The sequence below is a fragment of the Stenotrophomonas sp. YJH_SMC_69 genome (assembly GCF_059370495.1).
Map to the genome: position 1 here is coordinate 244,683 of NZ_JCAFTS010000001.1, position 19,038 is coordinate 263,720.

24 protein-coding genes are annotated in these 19,038 nt (G+C 67.4%); 7 read left to right on the forward strand and 17 right to left on the reverse strand.

Annotation, left to right across the window (positions count from 1 at the left end; genetic code table 11):
• Positions 1-8 precede the first annotated feature (8 nt).
• From AC5P8F_RS01170 to AC5P8F_RS01190, 5 genes are read right to left on the reverse strand one after another with little or no spacing between them, the layout of a single operon-like run.
• On the reverse strand, positions 9-488 hold the full coding sequence (locus AC5P8F_RS01170; RefSeq protein ID WP_032961355.1) for a hypothetical protein: 480 nt from the start codon (positions 486-488) through the stop codon (positions 9-11).
• A gap of 46 nt (positions 489-534) precedes the next feature.
• Positions 535-795, reverse strand: coding sequence for a cell division topological specificity factor MinE (gene minE, locus AC5P8F_RS01175; protein ID WP_005408532.1), 261 nt, complete (start codon positions 793-795; stop codon positions 535-537).
• A gap of 2 nt (positions 796-797) precedes the next feature.
• The gene (gene minD / locus AC5P8F_RS01180) at positions 798-1,607 is read right to left on the reverse strand and encodes a septum site-determining protein MinD (RefSeq protein WP_005415682.1); all 810 of its coding nucleotides are present in this window, start codon (positions 1,605-1,607) and stop codon (positions 798-800) included.
• Positions 1,608-1,644: 37 nt separating this feature from the next.
• Positions 1,645-2,490 carry a septum site-determining protein MinC gene (gene minC / locus AC5P8F_RS01185; RefSeq protein WP_046429497.1) on the reverse strand — a complete coding sequence of 282 codons (846 nt, stop codon included), beginning with the start codon at positions 2,488-2,490 and terminating at the stop codon, positions 1,645-1,647.
• Positions 2,436-3,032, reverse strand: coding sequence for a GNAT family N-acetyltransferase (locus tag AC5P8F_RS01190; RefSeq protein WP_014036357.1), 597 nt, complete (start codon positions 3,030-3,032; stop codon positions 2,436-2,438). Before AC5P8F_RS01190 ends, minC begins: the two co-directional genes overlap by 55 nt.
• Positions 3,033-3,182: 150 nt before the next feature.
• Between AC5P8F_RS01190 and AC5P8F_RS01195 the strand changes: the two genes are divergently transcribed.
• The 4 genes from AC5P8F_RS01195 (at position 3,183) to AC5P8F_RS01210 (ending at position 6,804) form a co-directional block, all read left to right on the forward strand.
• Complete coding sequence (locus AC5P8F_RS01195; protein ID WP_032961359.1) at positions 3,183-4,379, forward strand: sensor histidine kinase; 1,197 nt, start codon at positions 3,183-3,185, stop codon at positions 4,377-4,379.
• Complete coding sequence (locus tag AC5P8F_RS01200; RefSeq protein WP_006424175.1) at positions 4,379-5,020, forward strand: response regulator; 642 nt, start codon at positions 4,379-4,381, stop codon at positions 5,018-5,020. Before AC5P8F_RS01195 ends, AC5P8F_RS01200 begins: the two co-directional genes overlap by 1 nt.
• 234 nt (positions 5,021-5,254) lie before the next feature.
• The gene (locus tag AC5P8F_RS01205) at positions 5,255-6,328 is read left to right on the forward strand and encodes a polyketide cyclase (protein WP_495227556.1); all 1,074 of its coding nucleotides are present in this window, start codon (positions 5,255-5,257) and stop codon (positions 6,326-6,328) included.
• A 104-nt stretch (positions 6,329-6,432) separates the two neighbouring features.
• A complete protein-coding gene (locus AC5P8F_RS01210) occupies positions 6,433-6,804 on the forward strand; it encodes a DUF423 domain-containing protein (RefSeq protein WP_014646356.1) in 372 nt (123 codons plus the stop codon).
• Between the two features lie 154 nt (positions 6,805-6,958).
• Here AC5P8F_RS01210 and AC5P8F_RS01215 read toward each other — a convergent pair whose 3' ends face one another.
• Genes AC5P8F_RS01215 through AC5P8F_RS01235 form a run of 5 tightly spaced genes read right to left on the reverse strand, consistent with a single transcriptional unit; the run spans position 6,959 to position 9,657 of the window.
• Positions 6,959-7,768, reverse strand: coding sequence for a M15 family metallopeptidase (locus AC5P8F_RS01215; RefSeq protein ID WP_495227557.1), 810 nt, complete (start codon positions 7,766-7,768; stop codon positions 6,959-6,961).
• Between the two features lie 9 nt (positions 7,769-7,777).
• Complete coding sequence (locus AC5P8F_RS01220) at positions 7,778-8,371, reverse strand: PH domain-containing protein (RefSeq protein WP_014646358.1); 594 nt, start codon at positions 8,369-8,371, stop codon at positions 7,778-7,780.
• A 3-nt stretch (positions 8,372-8,374) separates the two neighbouring features.
• Positions 8,375-8,554, reverse strand: coding sequence for a DUF4177 domain-containing protein (locus AC5P8F_RS01225; RefSeq protein WP_014646359.1), 180 nt, complete (start codon positions 8,552-8,554; stop codon positions 8,375-8,377).
• Positions 8,551-8,730 carry a type II toxin-antitoxin system antitoxin gene (locus AC5P8F_RS01230; RefSeq protein WP_014646360.1) on the reverse strand — a complete coding sequence of 60 codons (180 nt, stop codon included), beginning with the start codon at positions 8,728-8,730 and terminating at the stop codon, positions 8,551-8,553. The genes AC5P8F_RS01225 and AC5P8F_RS01230 overlap by 4 nt, the downstream gene beginning before the upstream one ends.
• A gap of 45 nt (positions 8,731-8,775) precedes the next feature.
• Complete coding sequence (locus AC5P8F_RS01235) at positions 8,776-9,657, reverse strand: SPFH domain-containing protein (protein ID WP_014646361.1); 882 nt, start codon at positions 9,655-9,657, stop codon at positions 8,776-8,778.
• A 137-nt stretch (positions 9,658-9,794) separates the two neighbouring features.
• Between AC5P8F_RS01235 and purT the strand changes: the two genes are divergently transcribed.
• A complete protein-coding gene (gene purT, locus AC5P8F_RS01240; protein WP_495227558.1) occupies positions 9,795-10,982 on the forward strand; it encodes a formate-dependent phosphoribosylglycinamide formyltransferase in 1,188 nt (395 codons plus the stop codon).
• Positions 10,983-11,065: 83 nt separating this feature from the next.
• Here the strand turns inward: purT and AC5P8F_RS01245 are convergent, their stop codons facing one another.
• Positions 11,066-12,280, reverse strand: coding sequence for an endonuclease/exonuclease/phosphatase family protein (locus AC5P8F_RS01245; RefSeq protein WP_495227559.1), 1,215 nt, complete (start codon positions 12,278-12,280; stop codon positions 11,066-11,068).
• 38 nt (positions 12,281-12,318) lie between these two features.
• Positions 12,319-13,074, reverse strand: coding sequence for an arginyltransferase (locus AC5P8F_RS01250; RefSeq protein WP_100449614.1), 756 nt, complete (start codon positions 13,072-13,074; stop codon positions 12,319-12,321).
• Between the two features lie 156 nt (positions 13,075-13,230).
• On the opposite strand from AC5P8F_RS01250, the gene AC5P8F_RS01255 reads away from it, so the two are divergent.
• Positions 13,231-13,791, forward strand: a complete 561-nt coding sequence (locus tag AC5P8F_RS01255) for an EF-hand domain-containing protein (protein WP_126411831.1) — start codon at positions 13,231-13,233, stop codon at positions 13,789-13,791.
• Positions 13,792-13,842: 51 nt separating this feature from the next.
• Here AC5P8F_RS01255 and AC5P8F_RS01260 read toward each other — a convergent pair whose 3' ends face one another.
• From AC5P8F_RS01260 to AC5P8F_RS01275, 4 genes are all read right to left on the reverse strand, one after another.
• Positions 13,843-15,060 (reverse strand): RNA polymerase sigma factor, encoded by a 1,218-nt coding sequence (locus AC5P8F_RS01260; RefSeq protein WP_445392237.1) that lies wholly within the window; start codon positions 15,058-15,060, stop codon positions 13,843-13,845.
• Between the two features lie 178 nt (positions 15,061-15,238).
• The gene (locus AC5P8F_RS01265; RefSeq protein WP_227863630.1) at positions 15,239-15,748 is read right to left on the reverse strand and encodes a pathogenicity-like protein; all 510 of its coding nucleotides are present in this window, start codon (positions 15,746-15,748) and stop codon (positions 15,239-15,241) included.
• Positions 15,749-15,752: 4 nt separating this feature from the next.
• A complete protein-coding gene (tesB, locus tag AC5P8F_RS01270) occupies positions 15,753-16,673 on the reverse strand; it encodes an acyl-CoA thioesterase II (RefSeq protein ID WP_005408551.1) in 921 nt (306 codons plus the stop codon).
• Between the two features lie 87 nt (positions 16,674-16,760).
• Positions 16,761-17,537, reverse strand: a complete 777-nt coding sequence (locus AC5P8F_RS01275) for an enoyl-CoA hydratase/isomerase family protein (protein WP_014646368.1) — start codon at positions 17,535-17,537, stop codon at positions 16,761-16,763.
• Positions 17,538-17,571: 34 nt separating this feature from the next.
• Between AC5P8F_RS01275 and AC5P8F_RS01280 the strand changes: the two genes are divergently transcribed.
• Positions 17,572-18,018 (forward strand): copper chaperone PCu(A)C, encoded by a 447-nt coding sequence (locus tag AC5P8F_RS01280; protein WP_041863160.1) that lies wholly within the window; start codon positions 17,572-17,574, stop codon positions 18,016-18,018.
• Positions 18,019-18,216: 198 nt separating this feature from the next.
• On the opposite strand, the gene AC5P8F_RS01285 is transcribed toward AC5P8F_RS01280, so the two are convergent.
• Complete coding sequence (locus tag AC5P8F_RS01285; RefSeq protein ID WP_014646370.1) at positions 18,217-18,942, reverse strand: hypothetical protein; 726 nt, start codon at positions 18,940-18,942, stop codon at positions 18,217-18,219.
• Positions 18,943-19,038 lie beyond the last annotated feature (96 nt).

The window sequence follows — 19,038 nt, forward strand, 5'->3', positions numbered from 1 at the left end:
CCGGTGAATCACGCCACCGGCAACCCGCGTTCGATCAACCATGCCTTCGCGTCTTCGGCGTCCTGCTCGAACCACGCCTGGGTAGATCCCAGCCGATACGTATACCCCCAGGCATCCATGTCGGCCATCAGCCGCTGGCTGCCGACGCCGGGCAGCTGCCCGGCCAGCACGATCTGCAGGTAGCAGGTCGCGTCTTCCTCGGCCACCGAGTCGGTGGCATCGGTATGCACCTGCGCCCGCCGCTCCGGCGGCAGTACGATCAGGTGGCAGGCCTCATGCAGCATCGAGTGCACGGGCGTGTCATCGCGCACGTAGACGTTGCTGGCGATGATGCCCGCCTCGGGCTCGCCCCAGTAGCTGCCGGGAATCGGCTCGCCGGCGGCCACGTGGTGCAGCCGCAGGCCATGCGCGGCGAGCAGGCACTGCGCATCGGCGAAGGCGATGTCGCCCACGCAGGTGATGTCCACGGCGGTTGTCGTATCGGTCATGCGGGTCAGGCAGCCCCGCCCATGCAGGCACGGGCGGGGCAGGGGATCAGGGTTTGTCCGGGCCTTCCGGCAGCGCCACGGAGATGTCCAGCACATCGTGCTGGCCATCCTTCACCAGGTCGACCTTCACCGCATCGACGTCGATGTTCACGTACTTCTTGATCACTTCCAGCAGCTCGCGCTGCAGCAGCGGCAGGTAGTCCGGGCCACCACGGTGGCTGCGTTCCTGCGCGATGATGATCTGCAGGCGGTTCTTGGCGGTTTCGGCGGTGGTCTTCTTCGCTTTGAGGAAATCAAACAGGCCCATGCTTACCCTCCGAACAGCTTGCTGAAGAAGCCCTTCTTCTCGACGTTGGTGAAGCGCATCGGGCGTTCTTCGCCGAGGATGCGCGCGACGGCGTCTTCATAGGCCTGGCCGGCAGCGGATTCGACATCCAGGATGACCGGCTCGCCCTTGTTGGAGGCGTTGAGCACGTCGCCCGATTCCGGAATCACGCCGATCGCCTTCAGGCCGAGGACTTCCTCCACGTCGGCGATGCTCAGCATCTCGCCGCTTTCCACGCGCAGCGGGGTGTAGCGGGTCAGCAGCAGGAAGGCCGGCACGTCCTGGCCGGATTCGGCCTTGTGGGTCTTCGAATCGAGCAGGCCGATGATGCGGTCGGAGTCGCGCACCGACGACACTTCCGGGTTCACCACCACCACCGCGCGGTCGGCGAAGTACATCGCCAGGAAGGCGCCCTTCTCGATGCCGGCCGGGGAGTCGCAGATGATGTAGTCGAAGCCGTCGGCGGCCAGGTCCTTCAGGACCTTGCCCACGCCTTCCTGGGTCAGTGCGTCCTTGTCGCGGGTCTGCGAGGCCGCCAGCACGTACAGGTTGTCGAAGCGCTTGTCCTTGATCAGGGCCTGCTTGAGGGTGGCTTCGCCGTGCACGACGTTGACGAAGTCGTACACCACGCGGCGTTCGCAGCCCATGATCAGGTCGAGGTTGCGCAGGCCGACGTCGAAGTCGATCACCGCCACCTTCTTGCCGCGCCGCGCCAGGCCGCAGGCCAGGCTCGCGCTGGAAGTGGTCTTGCCGACGCCGCCCTTGCCGGAGGTGACTACGATGATTTCAGCCAAAGGACTTCTCCTGGTTCTGCATGAGTTTGGTGCTGCGTCAGTCCAGCGCAGCGATCTTGATCTGGTCCTGTTCCAGCCACACCTGGACGGCCTTGCCGCGCAGGTTGTCCGGAACATCGTCCAGTACCTTGTAGTGGCCGGCAATGGCCACCAGTTCCGCATGGAAATCACGGCAGAAGATGCGTGCCGCGGTGTTGCCCTGGGCCCCTGCCAGCGCGCGGCCGCGCAGGGTGCCGTAGATATGGATGCTGCCATCGGCGATGACCTCGGCGCCGGCGCCGACAGTGGCCATCACGGTCAGGTCGCAGTTTTCCGCGTACAGCTGCTGGCCCGAACGCACGTTGCCCAGCTGCATGCGGCCCGGCTGCGGTGCAGCGGCGTCGGCCACCTTGGCCACCGGCGTCGCCGGAGCTGGCTTCGGTTCGGCACGGGCTGCCCGGCGCGGTTCCGGTGCGGGCGGCGGCGGGGCCGGTTCGCCCTCGGCACGCTCGTACTGCGCGCGGAACTTGGCCAGCAGCGGCAGGCCGAGCTGCTGGGAGAGCAGGTCGACCGCGCTGGTGCCGTAGGCCAGCGCCACCGGCAGCACCCCGGCGCTGCGCAGGCCGTCGACCAGCGCCTGCGCGGTGGCCACGTCCGGCACCTGGCTCAGGCCGCCGAAGTCGAGGATCACCGCGGCGCGGCCGAACAGCTTCGGGGCGCGGGTCACGCGCTCGCGCATTTCCTGCACGAGGCGTTCGACATCAAGGGTACGGATGCGCAGGTTGGCGATGCCCACCTGGCCGATCTTCAGTTCACCGGCCTGTTCGTAATCGAAATTCACCGCCACGCTCAGGTCCCCGTCGGCCGCTGTGCCTGCGCCGGCAGCTGCCGGGCGCGTGTCCATGCCACATCCGGCAGCTTGTCGCCGTAGGTCTCCTGGACCCACGGGTAGCTGCACAGTTCCTTGGCCAGCATGCTGGCGCGCACATCGACCTGCGGCATGGTGTTCTGGCCCAGCTCGCGGAAGCCGAAGCTGCCGTGGAAGAGCAGGGCGGCATCGGCGCCATGGTCGAGGAAGACTTCGCAGGTCATCTGCGGGTAGCGCAGCTCGGCGAAGCTCTGCGCGTCGGCGTAGAACGCACGCCCGACGCCACCGCCACGACGGCGGCTGGCGACCACGATGCGGTCGATATAGAAGAACGGGGTGTCCAGCTGCTGCTTGAACCAGGCGAAATTGCTGCTGTCGTGCTGGCTGTCGCTGCCGAAGCCGATCAGGAAGCCGGCCAGGTTGCCGTCGCGCTCGGCGACGCGGAAATACTCAGCGGTTTCATAGAACAGGCGCAGGCGGGCCGCATCCAGGGGAAGGATGGCCAGGCCAGCGTTGTTGTTCAAAGCCAGGACGGAATCGAGCTCGTGCTCGCGCACGTCGCGGATGACAATCGACATTGTGACTCCGTGGGGTAACGCGGTTGGTCCATCAAGGGACCCTGCGCACGATTATTGCATGCCCGGGGTGGGCTGCGGCATGAACAGGCGACCGGGCAGGCATGACTTCCGTGGGGTGCGGTGCGCAGGCGCGGCCCGTAGAGTGCTGGCATGTTGGGAGTCCTCAGCCATACCCGCGTCCTCCGCCTGGCCGGCCTGTTCACCTGGGTCATGGTCGGCCTGCCCCTGGCGTACTCGCAGTTCGAGAACCTGCACAGCCGCGGTGACATGGGTGGCTGGGCGATCCTGTTGTTCGTCGCCTACCTGTCCTTCGGCACGGCCTACTACTGGTTGACCCGTATCCTGCGCAGCGACAGCCACACCAGCTGGCTGGACCGCGGCCTGCTGCTGTTGCTGACGGTCTCGGCGCTGGGGGTCAGTTTCCTCAGCGGTTCGGGCCTGGGCAGCATCCTGATGATGGTCGCCGCCGGGGTCATTCCGTGGATGCTGTCGGTTCGGCTGGGGGTGCTGTGGCTGCTGGTCAGCCAGCTGGCGGTGGCGCCGGTCTATTACCTGCTGCTGCGCTTCCCGCTGTTCGAAGCGGTGATGCAGTCGCTGCTGTACGGCGGCTTCTCCATGTTCATCTTCGTGACCAGCCTGGTTGCACGGCAGCAGACCGAGGCCCGCGACGAGCAGCGCCGGCTCAATTCGGAGCTGCGTGCCACCCGCGCCCTGCTGGCCGAGAGCGCGCGGGTCAACGAGCGCACCCGCATTTCGCGCGAGCTGCACGACCTGCTGGGCCACCAGCTGACCGCGCTGACCCTGAACCTGGAGGTCGCCGGCCACCTGGCCGAGGGCCAGGCGCTGGACCACGTGAAGCGCTCGCACGCGCTGGCCAAGCTGCTGCTGGGCAATGTGCGCGAGGTGGTCAGCCAGCTGCGCGAGACCGGCGCGATCGATCTGGCCGCGGCGCTGCGCCCGCTGACCGAGAACGTGCCCTCGCTGGACATCCAGCTGGAGATCGAGGATCCGTTGAACGTGGAAGACCCGCAGCGGGCCCACGTGCTGCTGCGCTGTACCCAGGAGATCATTACCAACGCGGTGCGCCACGCCGGCGCCCGCCACCTGTGGATCAAGGTGTACCGTGAAGCCCCCGACCGGGTGGTGGTGGAGGCCCGCGACGACGGCGTCGGCGCGGATATGGTCAATGTAGGCAATGGCTTGCGCGGCATGCGCGAGCGCCTGCAACAATGTGGTGGCCAGCTGCAGATCGAAACCCGTCCCGGAGAAGGCTTCCGGCTGCGGGCGACGGTGCCGGCAACGGTGCTGGTGGCGGCCCTTACCAAGGTTCCTGAAGGAGTGCGTTGATGATTCGCGTCTGCCTGGTCGACGACCAAACCCTGGTGCGGCAGGGAATCCGCTCCCTGCTGGCGCTCGACGACGGCATCGAGGTGGTGGCCGAGGCCGGCGACGGCCGGCAGGCGGTCGAGCTGATACCGCAGGTGCGCCCCGACGTGGTGCTGATGGACATGCGCATGCCGGTGATGTCCGGTCTGGAGGCATTGCAGGTGCTGTCGCGGCAGGAACAGCTGCCGCCGACCATCATCCTCACCACGTTCGACGATGACCAGCTGGTGCTGGCCGGGCTCAAGGCCGGTGCCAAGGGCTACCTGCTCAAGGATGTCACCCTGGCGCAGCTGGTCGGTGCCATCCGTACCGTGGCCGACGGCGGTTCGCTGGTGCAGCCGGCGGTGACCCAGCGCCTGCTGTCCGGCCTGGAGCACATGCGCAACGAGTTCGTCAGCCTGGACCGCCCGGACCCGCTGACCGACCGCGAGACCGAGATCCTGCGGCTGATGGCCAGCGGCTTCTCCAACAAGGAGATCGCCAATTCGCTGGGCGTGGCCGAAGGCACCATCAAGAACCACGTGTCCAACATCCTGTCCAAGCTGGGCGTGCGCGACCGTACGCGTGCCGTACTGAAGGCATTCGAACTCCAGCTGGTCTGAAGAAAATCGTTCAAGTACAAAGACTTGGGTCGTAGTTACGGGTTCCTGCCAAGGTTGCCCCCTACTTGCCGGGTAGCGGTATGCGTTACCCTTCGAATTCTTTGTCCATACAAATACGCAGCCGGCAGGGAAACCGGTGCGCCAATCCCGATAAACAATGCCCGCGAAGCCTGCTAGGATTGGCGCTTCGCTTCAATCAACCCGGCCGTGGGATCGGCCCCGGAGACTCTCTGAATGACCCGTATTATCGAGTTCCTGATCGCCTTGGGGATCGTGGCTGGCCTGTTCGTCATCATTGGCGTATGTCTGCCGGGCGAGCGTCACATCACCGAAAGCATCGAGACCAACCGCAAGATGACGATCGTGTACGACACGGTCAGCAGCCTGCGCCGCTTCAAGGACTGGAACCCGCTGGTACTGCGCGATCCCGCCGTTGAACTGAAGCTGTCCGGCCCGGCCTCCGGTACCGGTGCCACCCTCGACTTCACCTCCAAGGACCTGGGCACCGGTTCCTGGAAGATCACCGAAGCCGAAGAGAACAAGCGTGTTGTGATCGCCATCGAAGACGCCACCAAGGGTCACGACAAGGTCACCACCTTCAACCTGGAGCCGACCGGCAAGGGCGGTCGCAACGTCAAGATCACCCAGGACTACTCGGTGAAGTACGGCTTCGACCTGTTCGGCCGTTACGCCGGCCTGTATGTCAGCCGCCAGATCGGCGATGACATCAAGCTGGGCCTGTCGCGCATCGCCAACATGCTCGCAACCGTGCCGAACGTGGACTACCGCACGCCGGAAGCCCCGCTGACCGACCTGGCCATCGTTGAAGTGCCGGCCGAGAACCTGCTGGTGGTCAACGCCGGCAACGTGGACCGCGGTCAGGACACCATCACCAAGTCCATCAAGGACAACCAGGAGTGGATCAAGCGCGTGATGGAGGCCAATGGCCTTGAAGCCGCCGGCCCGTTCCGCATCATCACCACCGACTTCGGCCAGGAGAAGTACGCCTTCGACATCGCCCAGCCGGTGAAGAAGAAGGGTGCTGAAGGTGCTGCTGCCGACGAGCTGACCGTCAAGATCGACGGCGGCGCTCCGGTCAAGTACGTGCACGTTGCTCCGCACCGTTCGGCGCATGCGGCCTACACCGGCCACATGGCGGGTCTGGACGTGGCCCGCAACGGCCTGCGTGCCTGGGCCGTGACTTCGGGCAACGAAGTCATCGACCGCCCGTACGAAACCTGGAAGGACGGCATCGACAAGTCGTTCACCCCGGATGCGACCTACGACATCTACTGGGCCGTCAAGTAAGCCTCGGCTGACCCATGTAGTGTTGGACACGAAAACGCGCCGCTCATTGCGGCGCGTTTTTTTTGATCCGGCGCCCGGCAAGGGGCGCTGCGCAAGGAGCCCCCATGTTCAATCTCGAACGTCGTGCACGTAAGCCGTCCCTGCTCGCCTGCCTGGGGGCGCTGCTGGCCGCTGCCTCGATCGGCCTGTCCGCCTACGCCTCGCATGGCGTGGCCGATCCGCTGGCGCAGCAGCACCTGAACATGGCGGCGCTGTACGCGTTCGCGCATGGTGCGGTACTGGTGGCACTCGGGCCGCGCGCGCACGGGGCGATCGCACACCTGGCGCTGTACGTGCTGCTGCTGGGTGTGCTGTTGTTTTCAGGCAGCCTGGTGGGCGGGGCGCTGTGGCAGTGGCCGACGCGGATGGCGCCGATCGGTGGCACCAGCATGATGGCCGGCTGGGTGGTGCTGGCGATCAACGCGTTGAGGCGGTGACGGCAATCCGGGTACAGCCGAGCATGGCTCGGCACGACATGGGGGCGTTGCGCGGCAGCTGCTGTAGAGCCGAGCCATGCTCGGCTTCGAGCGAAGCGGCCCGCTTTTGTCTTCGCTCTCTCGTTCCATTCCGCGTGCGGGCGCCACGAGGGGCTCAGCCGTTGGCCGGCCTCCAGCACCAGTGCCAGGGTTCGTAGACGATGCCGTGCGGGTTGTCGCGTGGGTAGCTCATATGGAAGCCATGCCCGCCGGCATGCACCTGCAGCCAGGCGAACGCGTCGGTGGCTTCAAATGATTCCTCGGCCGGGGCGTCGCCCGGTGTGCCGATGTCCAGCGCGTGGCCGCTGTGGTGTTCGCTGAACCCCGGCGCTGCATTGACCTTCAGGATCTCCGTCACGCTCAACCCACGTGCCAGCTTCCGCTCGAAGATGCCCAGCTGGTAGGCATGGCTGCGGAATCCGGAAATTGCGTCGAGCGCGATGCCCTCCCGTGCCGCGTGCAGGCGCATCCGCCGCCATCCCTGCGCGGCGCCACGGCGCAGCCACAGCGGGCGGCCGAAGCGGTCACGGCCGGCGAAGTGCAGCAGGCACGGTTCGGGCTCCAGTGGCAGGCCGCTGTCGTCGGCATAGCGCTGTGCATCCAGGCCCAGTTGCTGCAGGCGTTGCTGCAGCCCGGCCAGCGGCAGCCACTGTTCCTGCAGCGCAGCGCCGAACGGACGTGCCGCCGCTGCATCGAGCAGCGCCAGTGCGTCCTCGGCCCCGGGCTCGCGCGGCAGGCGTGGCACCAGCGAATGCACGCCATGCGTCGTTACCGCCGCCAGGTAGCGGCCATCGCGCTTGCGCCGCAGCACCCACTGTGCCTGCGACAGCAGGCGGGCATCCAGGTTGCTTCGTGCGCGCAGCAGGTGGGCGGGCCACAGCTCGATGGCCTCGGTATTGATCAGCAGGGGCGCGCGTCGTTGCATCGCCGCAGCTTACCGCCGAGGCGCCGGTGCGGCCACCTTGCGCAGTGCGTCCAGCAGCACCTGCGGCCGCTCCAGGCTGAGCAGCAGCGTGCTGCCATCGCTGACCGGCAGGGCGAGAACGCGCGTGCGGTCGGTGACCAGCGCGAACCCCTTGCCGCCGCCCTGCAGGCGGAAGTGGCCGGAATAGAAGCCCGGCATCGCATAGCCATTGGTCTTGAAACGAATGCCATAGCGGCGGTCACGCTGCAGGTCGACCACCTCGGCCTGGTCCAGCCGCAGCTGTGCCACCGGAACGCGGCGGCGGTACATCGTCGAGCGCACGTCCAGCACGTCGTCGGCCAGTTCCACCCGGCGGCGGAAGAACGCCGCGCCCAACCCGATGCCGAGCGCGGCGATCACCAGCAGGCTCCAGGCGGCACTGCCGCCCATCCGGAACCAGGGCGGCGACAGCGTCACTTCGATCCAGGGCGCCGTGGCCGGTGCCTTGTACAGCTGCGCATACAGGCAGGCCACGAAGGCGGCGAGCAGGGGCAGCACGATCCACAGCACGCGCAACGGCGAACTCTCGGCCACCTCGTACTGCTTTGGATCGCTGGCACCCATGGCTCAGGCCTCCTTCTTGAATACCAGCATCGCCGGGCGCATCGGTGCGGGGATGATGATGTTGACCAGCTCCCAGCCCAGTTGGCCCTGGCGGCTCAGTTCGCTCTGGATGTCCTCGGCCTTGAGCTGGCCCATCATGGACGTCTTGACCTCGATCGTCTGGTAGCTCCAGCGCTTGCTCATTCCTTGTCCCCCGAAGATGGCGTGGGTTTCGGCAGGCGTCCTGCCTTGCGCAGGGCGTCGCGCAGCACGTATTCGATCTGTGCGTTGAGGCTGCGCAGCTCGTCGTCAGCCCAGCGTTGCGCGGCGGCCAGGACGTCGGCATTGATGCGCAGCGGGTAGGCTTTCTTCTCACTCATGCAAGCTCCTGGCGGGGTGGTGGGGCACCCCGTTGCGAGGGTGGTTCAGTACAGCGAACCGGCGTTGACGATCGGCTGGGTACCGCGGTCCGAGCACAGCACGGTCAGCAGGTTGCTGACCATGTGCGCCTTGCGTTCTTCATCCAGCTGCACCACGCCGTTCTTCTGCAGTTCGGCCAGGGCCATTTCAACCATGCCCACCGCACCGGCCACGATGCGCGTGCGTGCGGCGATCACCGCGTTGGCCTGCTGACGCTGCAGCATCGCCTGGGCGATTTCGGCGGCGTAGGCGAGATGGCTGATGCGTGCGTCGATCACCTGCACGCCGGCGTCGGCCAGGCGTTCGGCCAGCTCGTTCTTCAGGTGCTGGGAGATCTCGCTGGCATGGCTGCGCAGGGCCAGCTGGCCATCTTCGTGCTGGTCGTAGGGATAGCTGGTGGCCATCGCACGCAGCGCCGATTCGGACTGGATGTGCACGAAGCTCTCGTAGTCGTCCACGTTGTAGACGGCCTCGGAGGCGTCGACCACCTGCCAGACGATCACCGCGGCGATCTCGATCGGGCTGCCGTCCAGCTCGTTGACCTTCAGCTTGCCGCTCTCGAAGTTGCGCACGCGCTGGCTGACCCGGCGCTTGGCAAAGAAGGGGTTGTTCCAGCGCAGGCCGTTGTCCTTCACCGTGCCCACGTACTTGCCGAACAGGCTAAGGACCGCCGCCTGGTTGGGCTGGATGGTGTACAGACCGGCCAGGATGAACACGCCCAGCGCCACCAGCAGGGCGCCCAGCAGCATCAGCAGCAGGCTGGGCGAGCCGGTGCTGGCCTTGGCTGCCACGCCCACCACGAACAGGGCGGCGCCGGCGAGGCCGACGAGCAGGGCGCCGACCAGCGTGCCGAGGCCGTTGAGGGAAGACAGCGACTTCTCTTTCATGGCGGTACGTCCTTGAGGGTTCAAATTTAAGATATCAAAGTGATATCACCTGTCCACTACCGTTCGTCGGATGCCATGGTCAGGGTGCCCGGCCAGCTAGAATGCCCTCCCGCCTTCACATCGCTGCTGGAACCGCCATGGCCAAGCTTGGAACGCCGTTGTCCCCCTCCGCCACCCGCGTGCTGCTGCTGGGCTCGGGCGAACTCGGCAAGGAGGTGGCCATCGAGCTGCAGCGGCTGGGCGTGGAGGTGATCGCCGCCGATCGCTATGCCGACGCCCCGGCCATGCAGGTCGCGCACCGCTCGCACGTGATCGACATGCTCGATGCGATGGCGCTGCGGGCGCTGATCGCCCAGGAGCAGCCGCACCTGGTGGTGCCGGAAATCGAGGCCATCCACACCGAGACCCTGGTCCAGCTGGAACAGGAGCAGGGCCTGCGGGTGATCCCGACCGCGCGCGCCGCACGCCTGACCATGGATCGCGAAGGCATCCGTCGCCTGGCCGCCGAAACCCTGGGACTGCCGACCTCGCCGTACCGCTTCGTCGATACCGAGGCGGAATACCGTGCTGCCGTCGCCGCCATCGGCCTGCCGTGCGTGGTCAAGCCGGTGATGTCGTCCTCGGGCAAGGGCCAGAGCACCCTGCGCAGCGAGGCGGACATCGCCCCGGCCTGGGACTACGCGCAGACCGGTGGCCGCGCCGGTGCCGGCCGCTGCATCGTCGAAGGCTTCATCGATTTCGATTACGAGATCACCCTGCTGACCGTCCGCCATGCCGGTGGCACCTCGTTCTGTGCGCCGATCGGCCATCTGCAGAAGGACGGCGACTACCGCGAAAGCTGGCAGCCGCAGCCGATGTCGAGCGCGGCACTGGCACGTGCCGAGGAGATCTCACGTGCGATCACCGATGACCTCGGCGGCTGGGGCCTGTTCGGCGTGGAGCTGTTCGTGAAGGGCGACGAAGTGTGGTTCAGCGAAGTGTCGCCGCGCCCGCACGACACCGGCCTGGTGACGCTGGTATCGCAGGAGTTGAGCGAGTTCGCGCTGCATGCGCGCGCCATCCTCGGCCTGCCGATCTCGGTGATCCGCCAGAGCGGCCCGTCGGCGTCGTGCGCGCTGTTGGCACACGGCGAGGGCGTGCCGTACTTCAACAACGTCGCCGCTGCATTGCAGGTGCCGGATACTGCCGTACGCCTGTTCGGCAAGCCGAGCGTGCATGGCCATCGCCGCGTCGGTGTCACCCTGGCGCGCGCGGAAACCATCGACGAGGCGCGCGCCATCGCGCGAGATGCCGCCGACGCCATCGGCGTCGAACTGCGCCCGTAAAGCAAAAAGGGGACGGAGGGGATTAAGTCGTTTGTGCCACAAACGACTTAATCCCCTCCGTCCCCTTTTCAGGGCCGTCGACTCTACCGCACGTCCACCCACACCAGGTGGTGGTCGCTGCCGTCGGCGATCTTCGCTTCCGGGCTTTCATTGGCCGGCCAGAAGATACCGCTGCCGACATATTCGAAACCGGTCGAGGGCAGTACGTAGTCCAGGCGCATGGTGCCGGACTTCGGGCCGAAATCGCCGGTGGCATGGAACGGTGCGCCCTTGCGCTCGATGCCCTTGGCCGCATAGGCCAGGCTGGTCTGCTCGCCACCGACGCTGCGCGGGGTGGGGTAGCGCAGCACGCGGGCGTTCTCGATCAGTTCGACGATCGCCTCATGGCGGCCATCGCCATCGACCGGGTCGTTGTTGAGGTCGCCGAGGATCACGAAGCGCGCGTCCTGGGCCAGGCCGCCGCACTGACCCTTGTCGTCGCACAGCCATGGCTTGTCACCCTTGGACAGGTATTCCTGCCACAGGCGCAGTTCGTCATGGTTGCGCGCCGCGTTGCGCTTTTCCGGGCCGCCGAACACCGGCGGGGTCGGGTGCGACACCAGCGCGTGCACCACGCCGGCCGGGGTCTTCACCGGCACGTCCCAATGCGACTTCGACGACAGGCGCAGCTGCGACCACACATGGTCGTTGTAGAAGCTCTGGCCGGTACGTGGATCGACCGGTCGGATCGCGCCCGGCATCGCGCTCCACTTCAGCAGCTGGAAGCTGCGCACCCTGGCTTCGTCGATCGGGTAGCGCGACAGCACCAGCATGCCGTACTGGCCCGGGTGCAGGCCGTAGCCCCAGGCATCGTTGCCGCGGCTGCGGCCTTCGCCACCGACCACGCCGTTGTTGTCCAGGTCCAGGCCGCTGGGCACGCCGGTGTTGACCGGTGCCAGATAGCGGTAGGCGAAGTGCAGCGGCTTGCCGCCACCGGGCTGGGCGACCTCCAGGTAGCGCTTCTGGAACAGGTCGGCGGCGCGATGGGCGTCGTCGAAGTCGAATTCGTTCAGCAGCACCAGGTCCGGGCGCACCTGCTGCAGCACTGCGGCGATCTTGCGCGCGTGTTCGCTGTCGCCTTCCAGCTCCTTGATCAGGCCACCGGCGTCATCGGAGTACAGCGAGGTGTTGTAGGTGGCCAGGCGCAGCGCAGCGGACGGCTTTTCGGTCATCGCAGGGGACGTGGCGAAGGCAGGGGCGGTGGCGCCGCAGAGCAGGGCCAGGGCGAGGATCAGGGGATGGCGGCGGGTCATGTTCATGGGCCGTATTGTGCACCCGGCCCGGTGTCAGCGGTTTGTCAGCGCCCGTCCAGATCCTTGTCGAAATCGTGCCAGCGGCGGCCATCGTAGGCTTCCAGCGGATGGAAGCGGCGCTTGTAGTCCATCTTCTGGTGGCCGCGGATCCAGTAGCCCAGATACACGTGCGGCAGGCCCTCGCGGCGTGCCCACTCGATCTGCTGCAGGATCGCGAAGGTGCCCAGCCCGCGCGTGGCGTGGTCCGGGTCGAAGAAGGTGTAGACCGCCGACAGGCCGTGCTCGGTGACGTCGGTCACCGCTACCCCCAGCAGCTGGCTGGGCTGGCCGTCGTGGCCGGGCAGGCGCATCTCCATGAAGCGGGTGTGCGACCAGCTGCCGATCAGGAACTGCTCGAACTCGTGCGGGCCGTGGTCGTCCATGCCGCCGTTGGCATGGCGGTGGGTGAGGTAGCGGTGGTACAGCGCGAACAGGTCATCGCGGGCGGTGGCGGCGGTGATCCGCACCTCCAGGTCGTCATTGCGGGTGGCACAGCGGCGCTGGCTGCGGTCCGGGGCGAAGCGGGCCACCGGGATGCGCACCGCCACGCAGGCCTGGCAGTGCGCGCAATGCGGCCGGTAGACCAGGTCGCCGCTGCGGCGGAAGCCCCAGCTCAGTGCCAGTGGATAGAGCGCGCCGAGGCGGCGGTCGTTCGGGTCCAGCACCAGGTCGCGTGCCACCCGGTCCGACCAGTACCCGCAGGGGTGCTCGCCGGTCTGGAAAAGTCGCAGTTCGTCGTCTCTGTCGCCATGTATCGCCATGGGCACAGCATAGCCCCAGGTTGTCGCAGTGGCGGCGACTGTCCGCCGGATGAATGGAATCGGCAGTAGCGTCAACCGACGTCGCGCCCGGGCGTTGTTGTCCCCCGAGGGTGAAGTGATCACCCCGACGCTGTTCCCATCCCCAGGAGTGACCTCATGATCCGTACCCCCCTGCTGCTGGCCCTGCTGCTTGGCACCTCCGCATCCGGTATCGCGCTGGCGGCCGACACCCCGGCCACGCCGGCACCGCGCCCGGCCAAGCTGGATACCAACGGTGACGGCGTGATCGACCGCAGCGAGGCGGCCGCCAACCCGCGCCTGGCCGCGAAGTTCGACGAGCTGGACAAGAACAAGGACGGCAAGCTCTCGCGCGACGAGCTGCCGCGCTGGCAGCATGGCCGTCGTGGCCACGGCGGTGAGCGCTGGGCCGCGCTGGACGTCAACAAGGATGACCGCATCAGCCGCGAGGAAGCCAAGGCCGATCCGCGCCTGGCCGCGCGCTTCGACCAGCTTGATCTGAACAAGGACGGCTACCTGGACAAGGCCGACCGCGAGCTGCGCATGAAGCAGCATCGTGATGCCTGGTTCGCCGCCGCCGACACCAACAAGGACGGCCAGCTGAGCAAGGCCGAGTTTGATGCGGCCAAGGGCCCGATGCATGGTGGCCCGCGCCATGGCGGTCCGCGCGACGGCGGCGCACCGAAGCCGCAGCGCTGAGGGTCAATGCAGTGATGACGACAACGCCGGCGGCACTGCCGGCGTTGTCCGTTACAAGCGGCCGCTGCGCATCAGCGAGTACGCCACAAGCGCAATGACCATCAGGTTCATGGCGATGATGGCGGTGCGGCCGTACATCGATTCGAACTTCCAGTTGATGCCGGTTCGCCCGCGCCGCGCCGAATCGCGCGCGATCATCGGCGCCATCACCCGCTGCAGCGTCACCAGGCACTGGTAGTTGACCACGCCCAACCCGACCGCCAGCACCGTCAGCTGCGTCCAGACCGGTGCCTGCAGCACCACAGCCAGCAGGATCGCCAGGCACCAGAACATGCCGGTGGTGATGTTGAGGTAGAGGAAGCGGCGCACATCGGCCCGCTCTGCCGCAGTTTCGGTGTACGACATCAGGAAGCGCCCGCCGAGGTAGCTGCCGATCGCGCCACCCACCACGCCGCCGATCACCGCCCCCCAGCTTTCGGCCGGCAGCACATGCAACTGGCCCAGGGTGGCGGTCAACGAGCCCATCGCGGTTCCACCGGCAACGCTGGCGCCGCCGAGGCCGAGCTTGCTGCCGCCGATGCCGACGCCGGTGCCGAGCAGCACCGCTGCACTGGCGGTGCCGGGCGCGGCCACCAGCACCATCGACACCACGGCGGTGGCGAATGCAGCGCTCGGCGCGCTGCTGCGGGCGAATTCACCGAAGCGCTGCAGCAGGCCTTCGCGCACCAGGGCACGTGCACGCGACAGGCGCTTGCGCACGGCTGCATCGCTGAGCCCGAGCAGGTCGGCGACCTGTTGCGAGCGCTGTCCCTCGCGGTAGTACAGCAACAGCACTTCGCGGCTGTCGGCGGGCAGGGTGGAGATGATGTCCTCGGCGGCGATCTCTTCCTCCACCCGCTGCAGGCGGTCAGCCGCACCTGGGGCCGGGTCGGCGGCCATGCCCATCGCCACCTCCGCGGCCTCGCCGGTCAGCGGCCGGCCGCGTTGCGCACGCAGCCAGTCGCGGGCCAGGTTGCGGGTGATCTGCCGCAGCCAGGGCAGGAAGCTGGTCGCGCTGCGCAGCTGGTGCAGCTGCTGCCAGCCCTTCACGAAGGCCTCCTGGGCGATGTCCTCGCTGGCCTGGCGGTCGCGGGTGATGGCCAGGGCGATGGCGGTGACCGTGTTCTGGCAGGCCAGCACGATACGGCCGTAGGCATGCTGGCAACCGCTGGCGGCGGCGGGCAGTTCGCGTTCCAGGGTCTGGTCGATCGATGCGGCGAACGTCGTCATGGCGGCGGCTCTCCTGCTGGGATTGTGTCCCATGACGGAGCCGCGCGCCCAATGTGACCGACTTCCTGTGCTGACAAAAAAGGGGACGGAGGGGATTAAGTCGTTTGTGCCACAAACGACTTAATCCCCTCCGTCCCCTTTTTGCAGTTGCCGGCCAGCGGCGGGTACGACCCTTGGGTTATTTCGATGGCTGGATACGGACCCGGACTTCTTCCTCTTCCGCTGCGGCCTGCGGGGCCGGTTGCGCCTGCTGCGGCTGGGCCTGCGGGGCAGGGGCCGGTGCTGCCGGGGCCGGGGCACCGCGATGGCGCAGGCCGATCACCAGCGCCACGCCGGCGATCACCACCAGCAGGGCGATGCGGATGCGCCAGGCCCAGCTGCGGCCGCCGCTGCCCTGTTCCGGCGTGTCGCGGAAGGCGAACTCGGCGGTCGGATGGTCGCGGCGGGTGGTGTCGAGCAGGCGTGCCTCACGCAGGATCTCGCGTGCACGCGGCTGGTCGTCGGCGCGCACGATCCATACCGCCGGGTAGGTGTTGGCGTTGCCGAGGTCGGTATAGCTGAACTGGCCGCGGCGACGGGTCTTGTACGAGCGCCCGTTGGTCACCTTGACGTCGATGCCATGCCCGCGCAGGAGCTCGGCCACGCCTTCGACGGTTTCCACGCGCTGGCTGCTGAAGATCTGGCGCATGGGTTTACTCCTTGGCCGGCACGGCGGCCGCGGCAGCCTGGTCGGGAACCACGCGGATCAGGCCCTCCTGCGCGGTGCTGGCCACCAGCACACCATTGCGGGTGAAGAACTGGCCGCGGGCCAGGCCGCGCGAATCCTGCGCGCTGGGGCTGTCCAGCGAGTACAGCAGCCAGTCGTCGGCACGGAACGGGCGGTGGAACCAGATCGCGTGGTCGAGCGAGGCCATCTGCACGTGCGGGTGGTAGTAGCTGATGCCGTGCGGGAACGTCGCCGTGCCCAGCAGGTGGAAGTCCGAGGCATAGGCCAGCAGGGCCTGGTGCAGTTCCGGAGCATCGCCGACCGGCTCGCTCAGGCGCAGCCACACCTGGTGGTAGGGCGGGCGCTTGGGCGGGTTCAGTTCGTCGCGCGGGTAGACGTGGCGGAATTCGAACGGGCCGCCGCGCGACAGCCAGCGCTGCACCTTGATCGGCAGCCGCTCCAGCACTTCGGCCGGCAGCGGCCGGTTCGGTTCGATGTCTTCCGGCTGCGGCACTTCGGGCATCTTGTGCTGGTGCTCGGCGCCGGTCTCGGCCTGCTGGAACGATGCCGCGCAGAAGAAGATTACCTTGCCGTGCTGGATCGCGGTGACCCGGCGCACCGAGAAGCTGCCGCCGTCGCGGGTACGGTCCACGTCGTAGACGATCGGGTGGTCGATGTTGCCGGCGCGCAGGAAATAGGCGTGCAGCGAGTGCACGTGGCGGCCGTTGTCGACCGTGGCCTGTGCCGCGGCCAGCGCCTGGCCCAGCACCTGCCCGCCGAACACGTACTTGGTGCCGATGTCGCGGCTCTGCCCGCGGAACAGGTTGTCCTCCAGCCGCTCCAGCGTGAGCAGGTCGATCAGCTCGGAGACGACGGGTTCGGGCGTGTCGTTCAAGGGGGCGGCCACAGCAGTGAAAGAGGGCCTGATTATACCGGTCAGGGGTCAGATCCCTTTCGCCCGGCGAAAGGGATCTGACCCCGGGCGGGGCAACCGCTATTTGCCCAGCCGGGCTACCAGGGCCTGCAGGGCGTTCTGTGCGTCCGGGGCGAACCAGGCCTCGACGAAACGGTCGAGCTGGATCAGGTCCGGCTGCAGCGCCACGTGCAGGTCGGCGCGGGCGATGGCGCGGGTCAGCAGCATCGGCTGGCGCGGCTGCCTGAGCAGGTCCTGCAGCCAGGCAATCGCGCGTGCCACCACCAGGTCCCCCTCTGCCAGCTCATCCACCAGGCCGATCTGCACCGCCTGTTCGGCCGGTACCAGCGAACCGGTGGTCAGCAGCACGCCGGCGCGGTGCACGCCCACCGCACGGCGCAGCAGGCGCTGGATGCCCTCCGGCGCGATCAGGCCCACCTGCACCTCGTTCAGGCCGATGGCATATGGCCGCGACGGATCGGCGCTGCGGGCCATCACCCGGTAGTCGCAGCACAGGGCCAGCACGCAGCCGCCCGCCGGGGCGTGGCCGGTGATCGCCGCGACCACCGGGATGCGGCTCTCGGCCAGCGTGCGTACGGCGCCAAAGAAGGCGTTCCAGGTGTCCAGCAGCTTGTGCTTGTCATCGCCATGCGAGAGCAGGTGCGGCACGTCCATGCCGCCGGTGAAGATGCGCTCGCTGCCCGACAGCACGATGCCGTGCGCGTCTTCGGCCATGGCCAGCTCGATGGCATGGATCAACTGCCGGCACAGGTCGGTGTCCAGTGCGTTGACCGGCGGCCGCGCCAGGCGCAGTTCGCGGATGGGGCCATGGTTGATCACCTCGATGAGCGTCGTCATGCTGCGGTCTCGTTGCGAAGAAGGAACCTGGGCGATGATAACCAAACCATTCGTTGGCGTACTGTGGCTTCTGTGTGCGGCCGCAGCATCGGCCTCGGCGGCGGAATCGGGCTGCGTCACGGTGGATCAGGGCTGGGCGCGGTTGCCACCGAATCCGGCAATGCCGATGACCGCTGGCTACGGCGTCATCCACAACGGCTGCGGCAAGGCGGTGGTGATCACCGGCGCGACCAGCAGCAGCTTCAATGATGTGTCGCTGCACGAAACCACGATCACGGATGGGGTCAGCCGGATGCGCGCGATCGAGCGCCTGCCGCTGGCGCCGGGTGCACGTGCCGAGCTCAAGCCCGGTGGCCTGCACCTGATGCTGATGCAGGGCAAGGGCGCGCTGAAGGAGGGGCAGGCGGTGCCGCTACGGCTGCAGCTGGAAGGCGGCGGCGAAGCAAGTGCGACGCTGGCCGTACGCAAGGCTGCGCCGTAGCGGGATGGTCGTGCCGGCCGCTGGCCGGCAGCACGGGCAATGCCGGCCAGCGGCCGGCACTACCACAGGGCCTTACGACCAGTCGTACGAGAACAGCACGGTGCGGCTTTCCGGCTCGTACAGCATCTCGACCGCGTCGGCGCCGGTGGCGCAGAGGATCGTGTAGTTCCGGCCGCTGGCCGGCACGATCAAAGGGCCTTACGACCAGTCGTACGAGAACAGCACGGTGCGGCTTTCCGGCTCGTACAGCATCACGATCGCATCGGCGCCGGTGGCGCACCAGTTGTAGCCGGCTACGCCGGCCACGGCGAAGAACTTGTTGCCGTTGCGGGTGATGATCACCGTTTCGGCATCGTCCGCAGCGTTTGGGTCATCGGCAGCGTCGGTGAAGCCCAGTTCGAAGGCCGCGGGAATCTCCGCGGTCTCGGTCCAGTTGCCGAAGCCTATCGGTCCGCCCAGCGTATCCAGGTAGTCGCGTTCGCTGGCCTCACCCTTGCCGTAGCGCGAGTAGCAGGCGAGACGGCCGTGCGCGGCATGGTAATCGCGGGCCTTGGCGTAGCTGTCGCGCATCTGCGCGATGTGCTCCTGCGCATCCTTGTCCTGCACCGCCTCGCCGATGAAATAGCCCTCATTGCCGAGGAAGCGCATCTCGTTGCCGGCGGTCAGTTCGAAGGCGATCCAGTTGGTGCCGGTGAAATCGTTGTGGTGTTCTTCGGTGGTCTCGCCGATGCAACCGTCGTACGGCTCGATCGGGCACAGCATCGTCGCCACCTGGCCGGCCAGTTCCGGCCGCAGCACGCCCAGGTCAATCTTCAGCAGCGGCAGCAGGTGCTGGCCGAGCCAGGCCTGGTCAGCGGGAAAGACGTCGGTGGGGAAGGGGACCATGCCGGGCAGCAGGTCGCGCAGTTCAGTCTGGTGGATCATGTCAGTCCATTGAATGGGATCGGTAGTGCCGGCCGCTGGCCGGCAACCTCATTGCAGCCAAAGCGTGCCGACCAAGGTCGGCACCTGCCAGGGCGC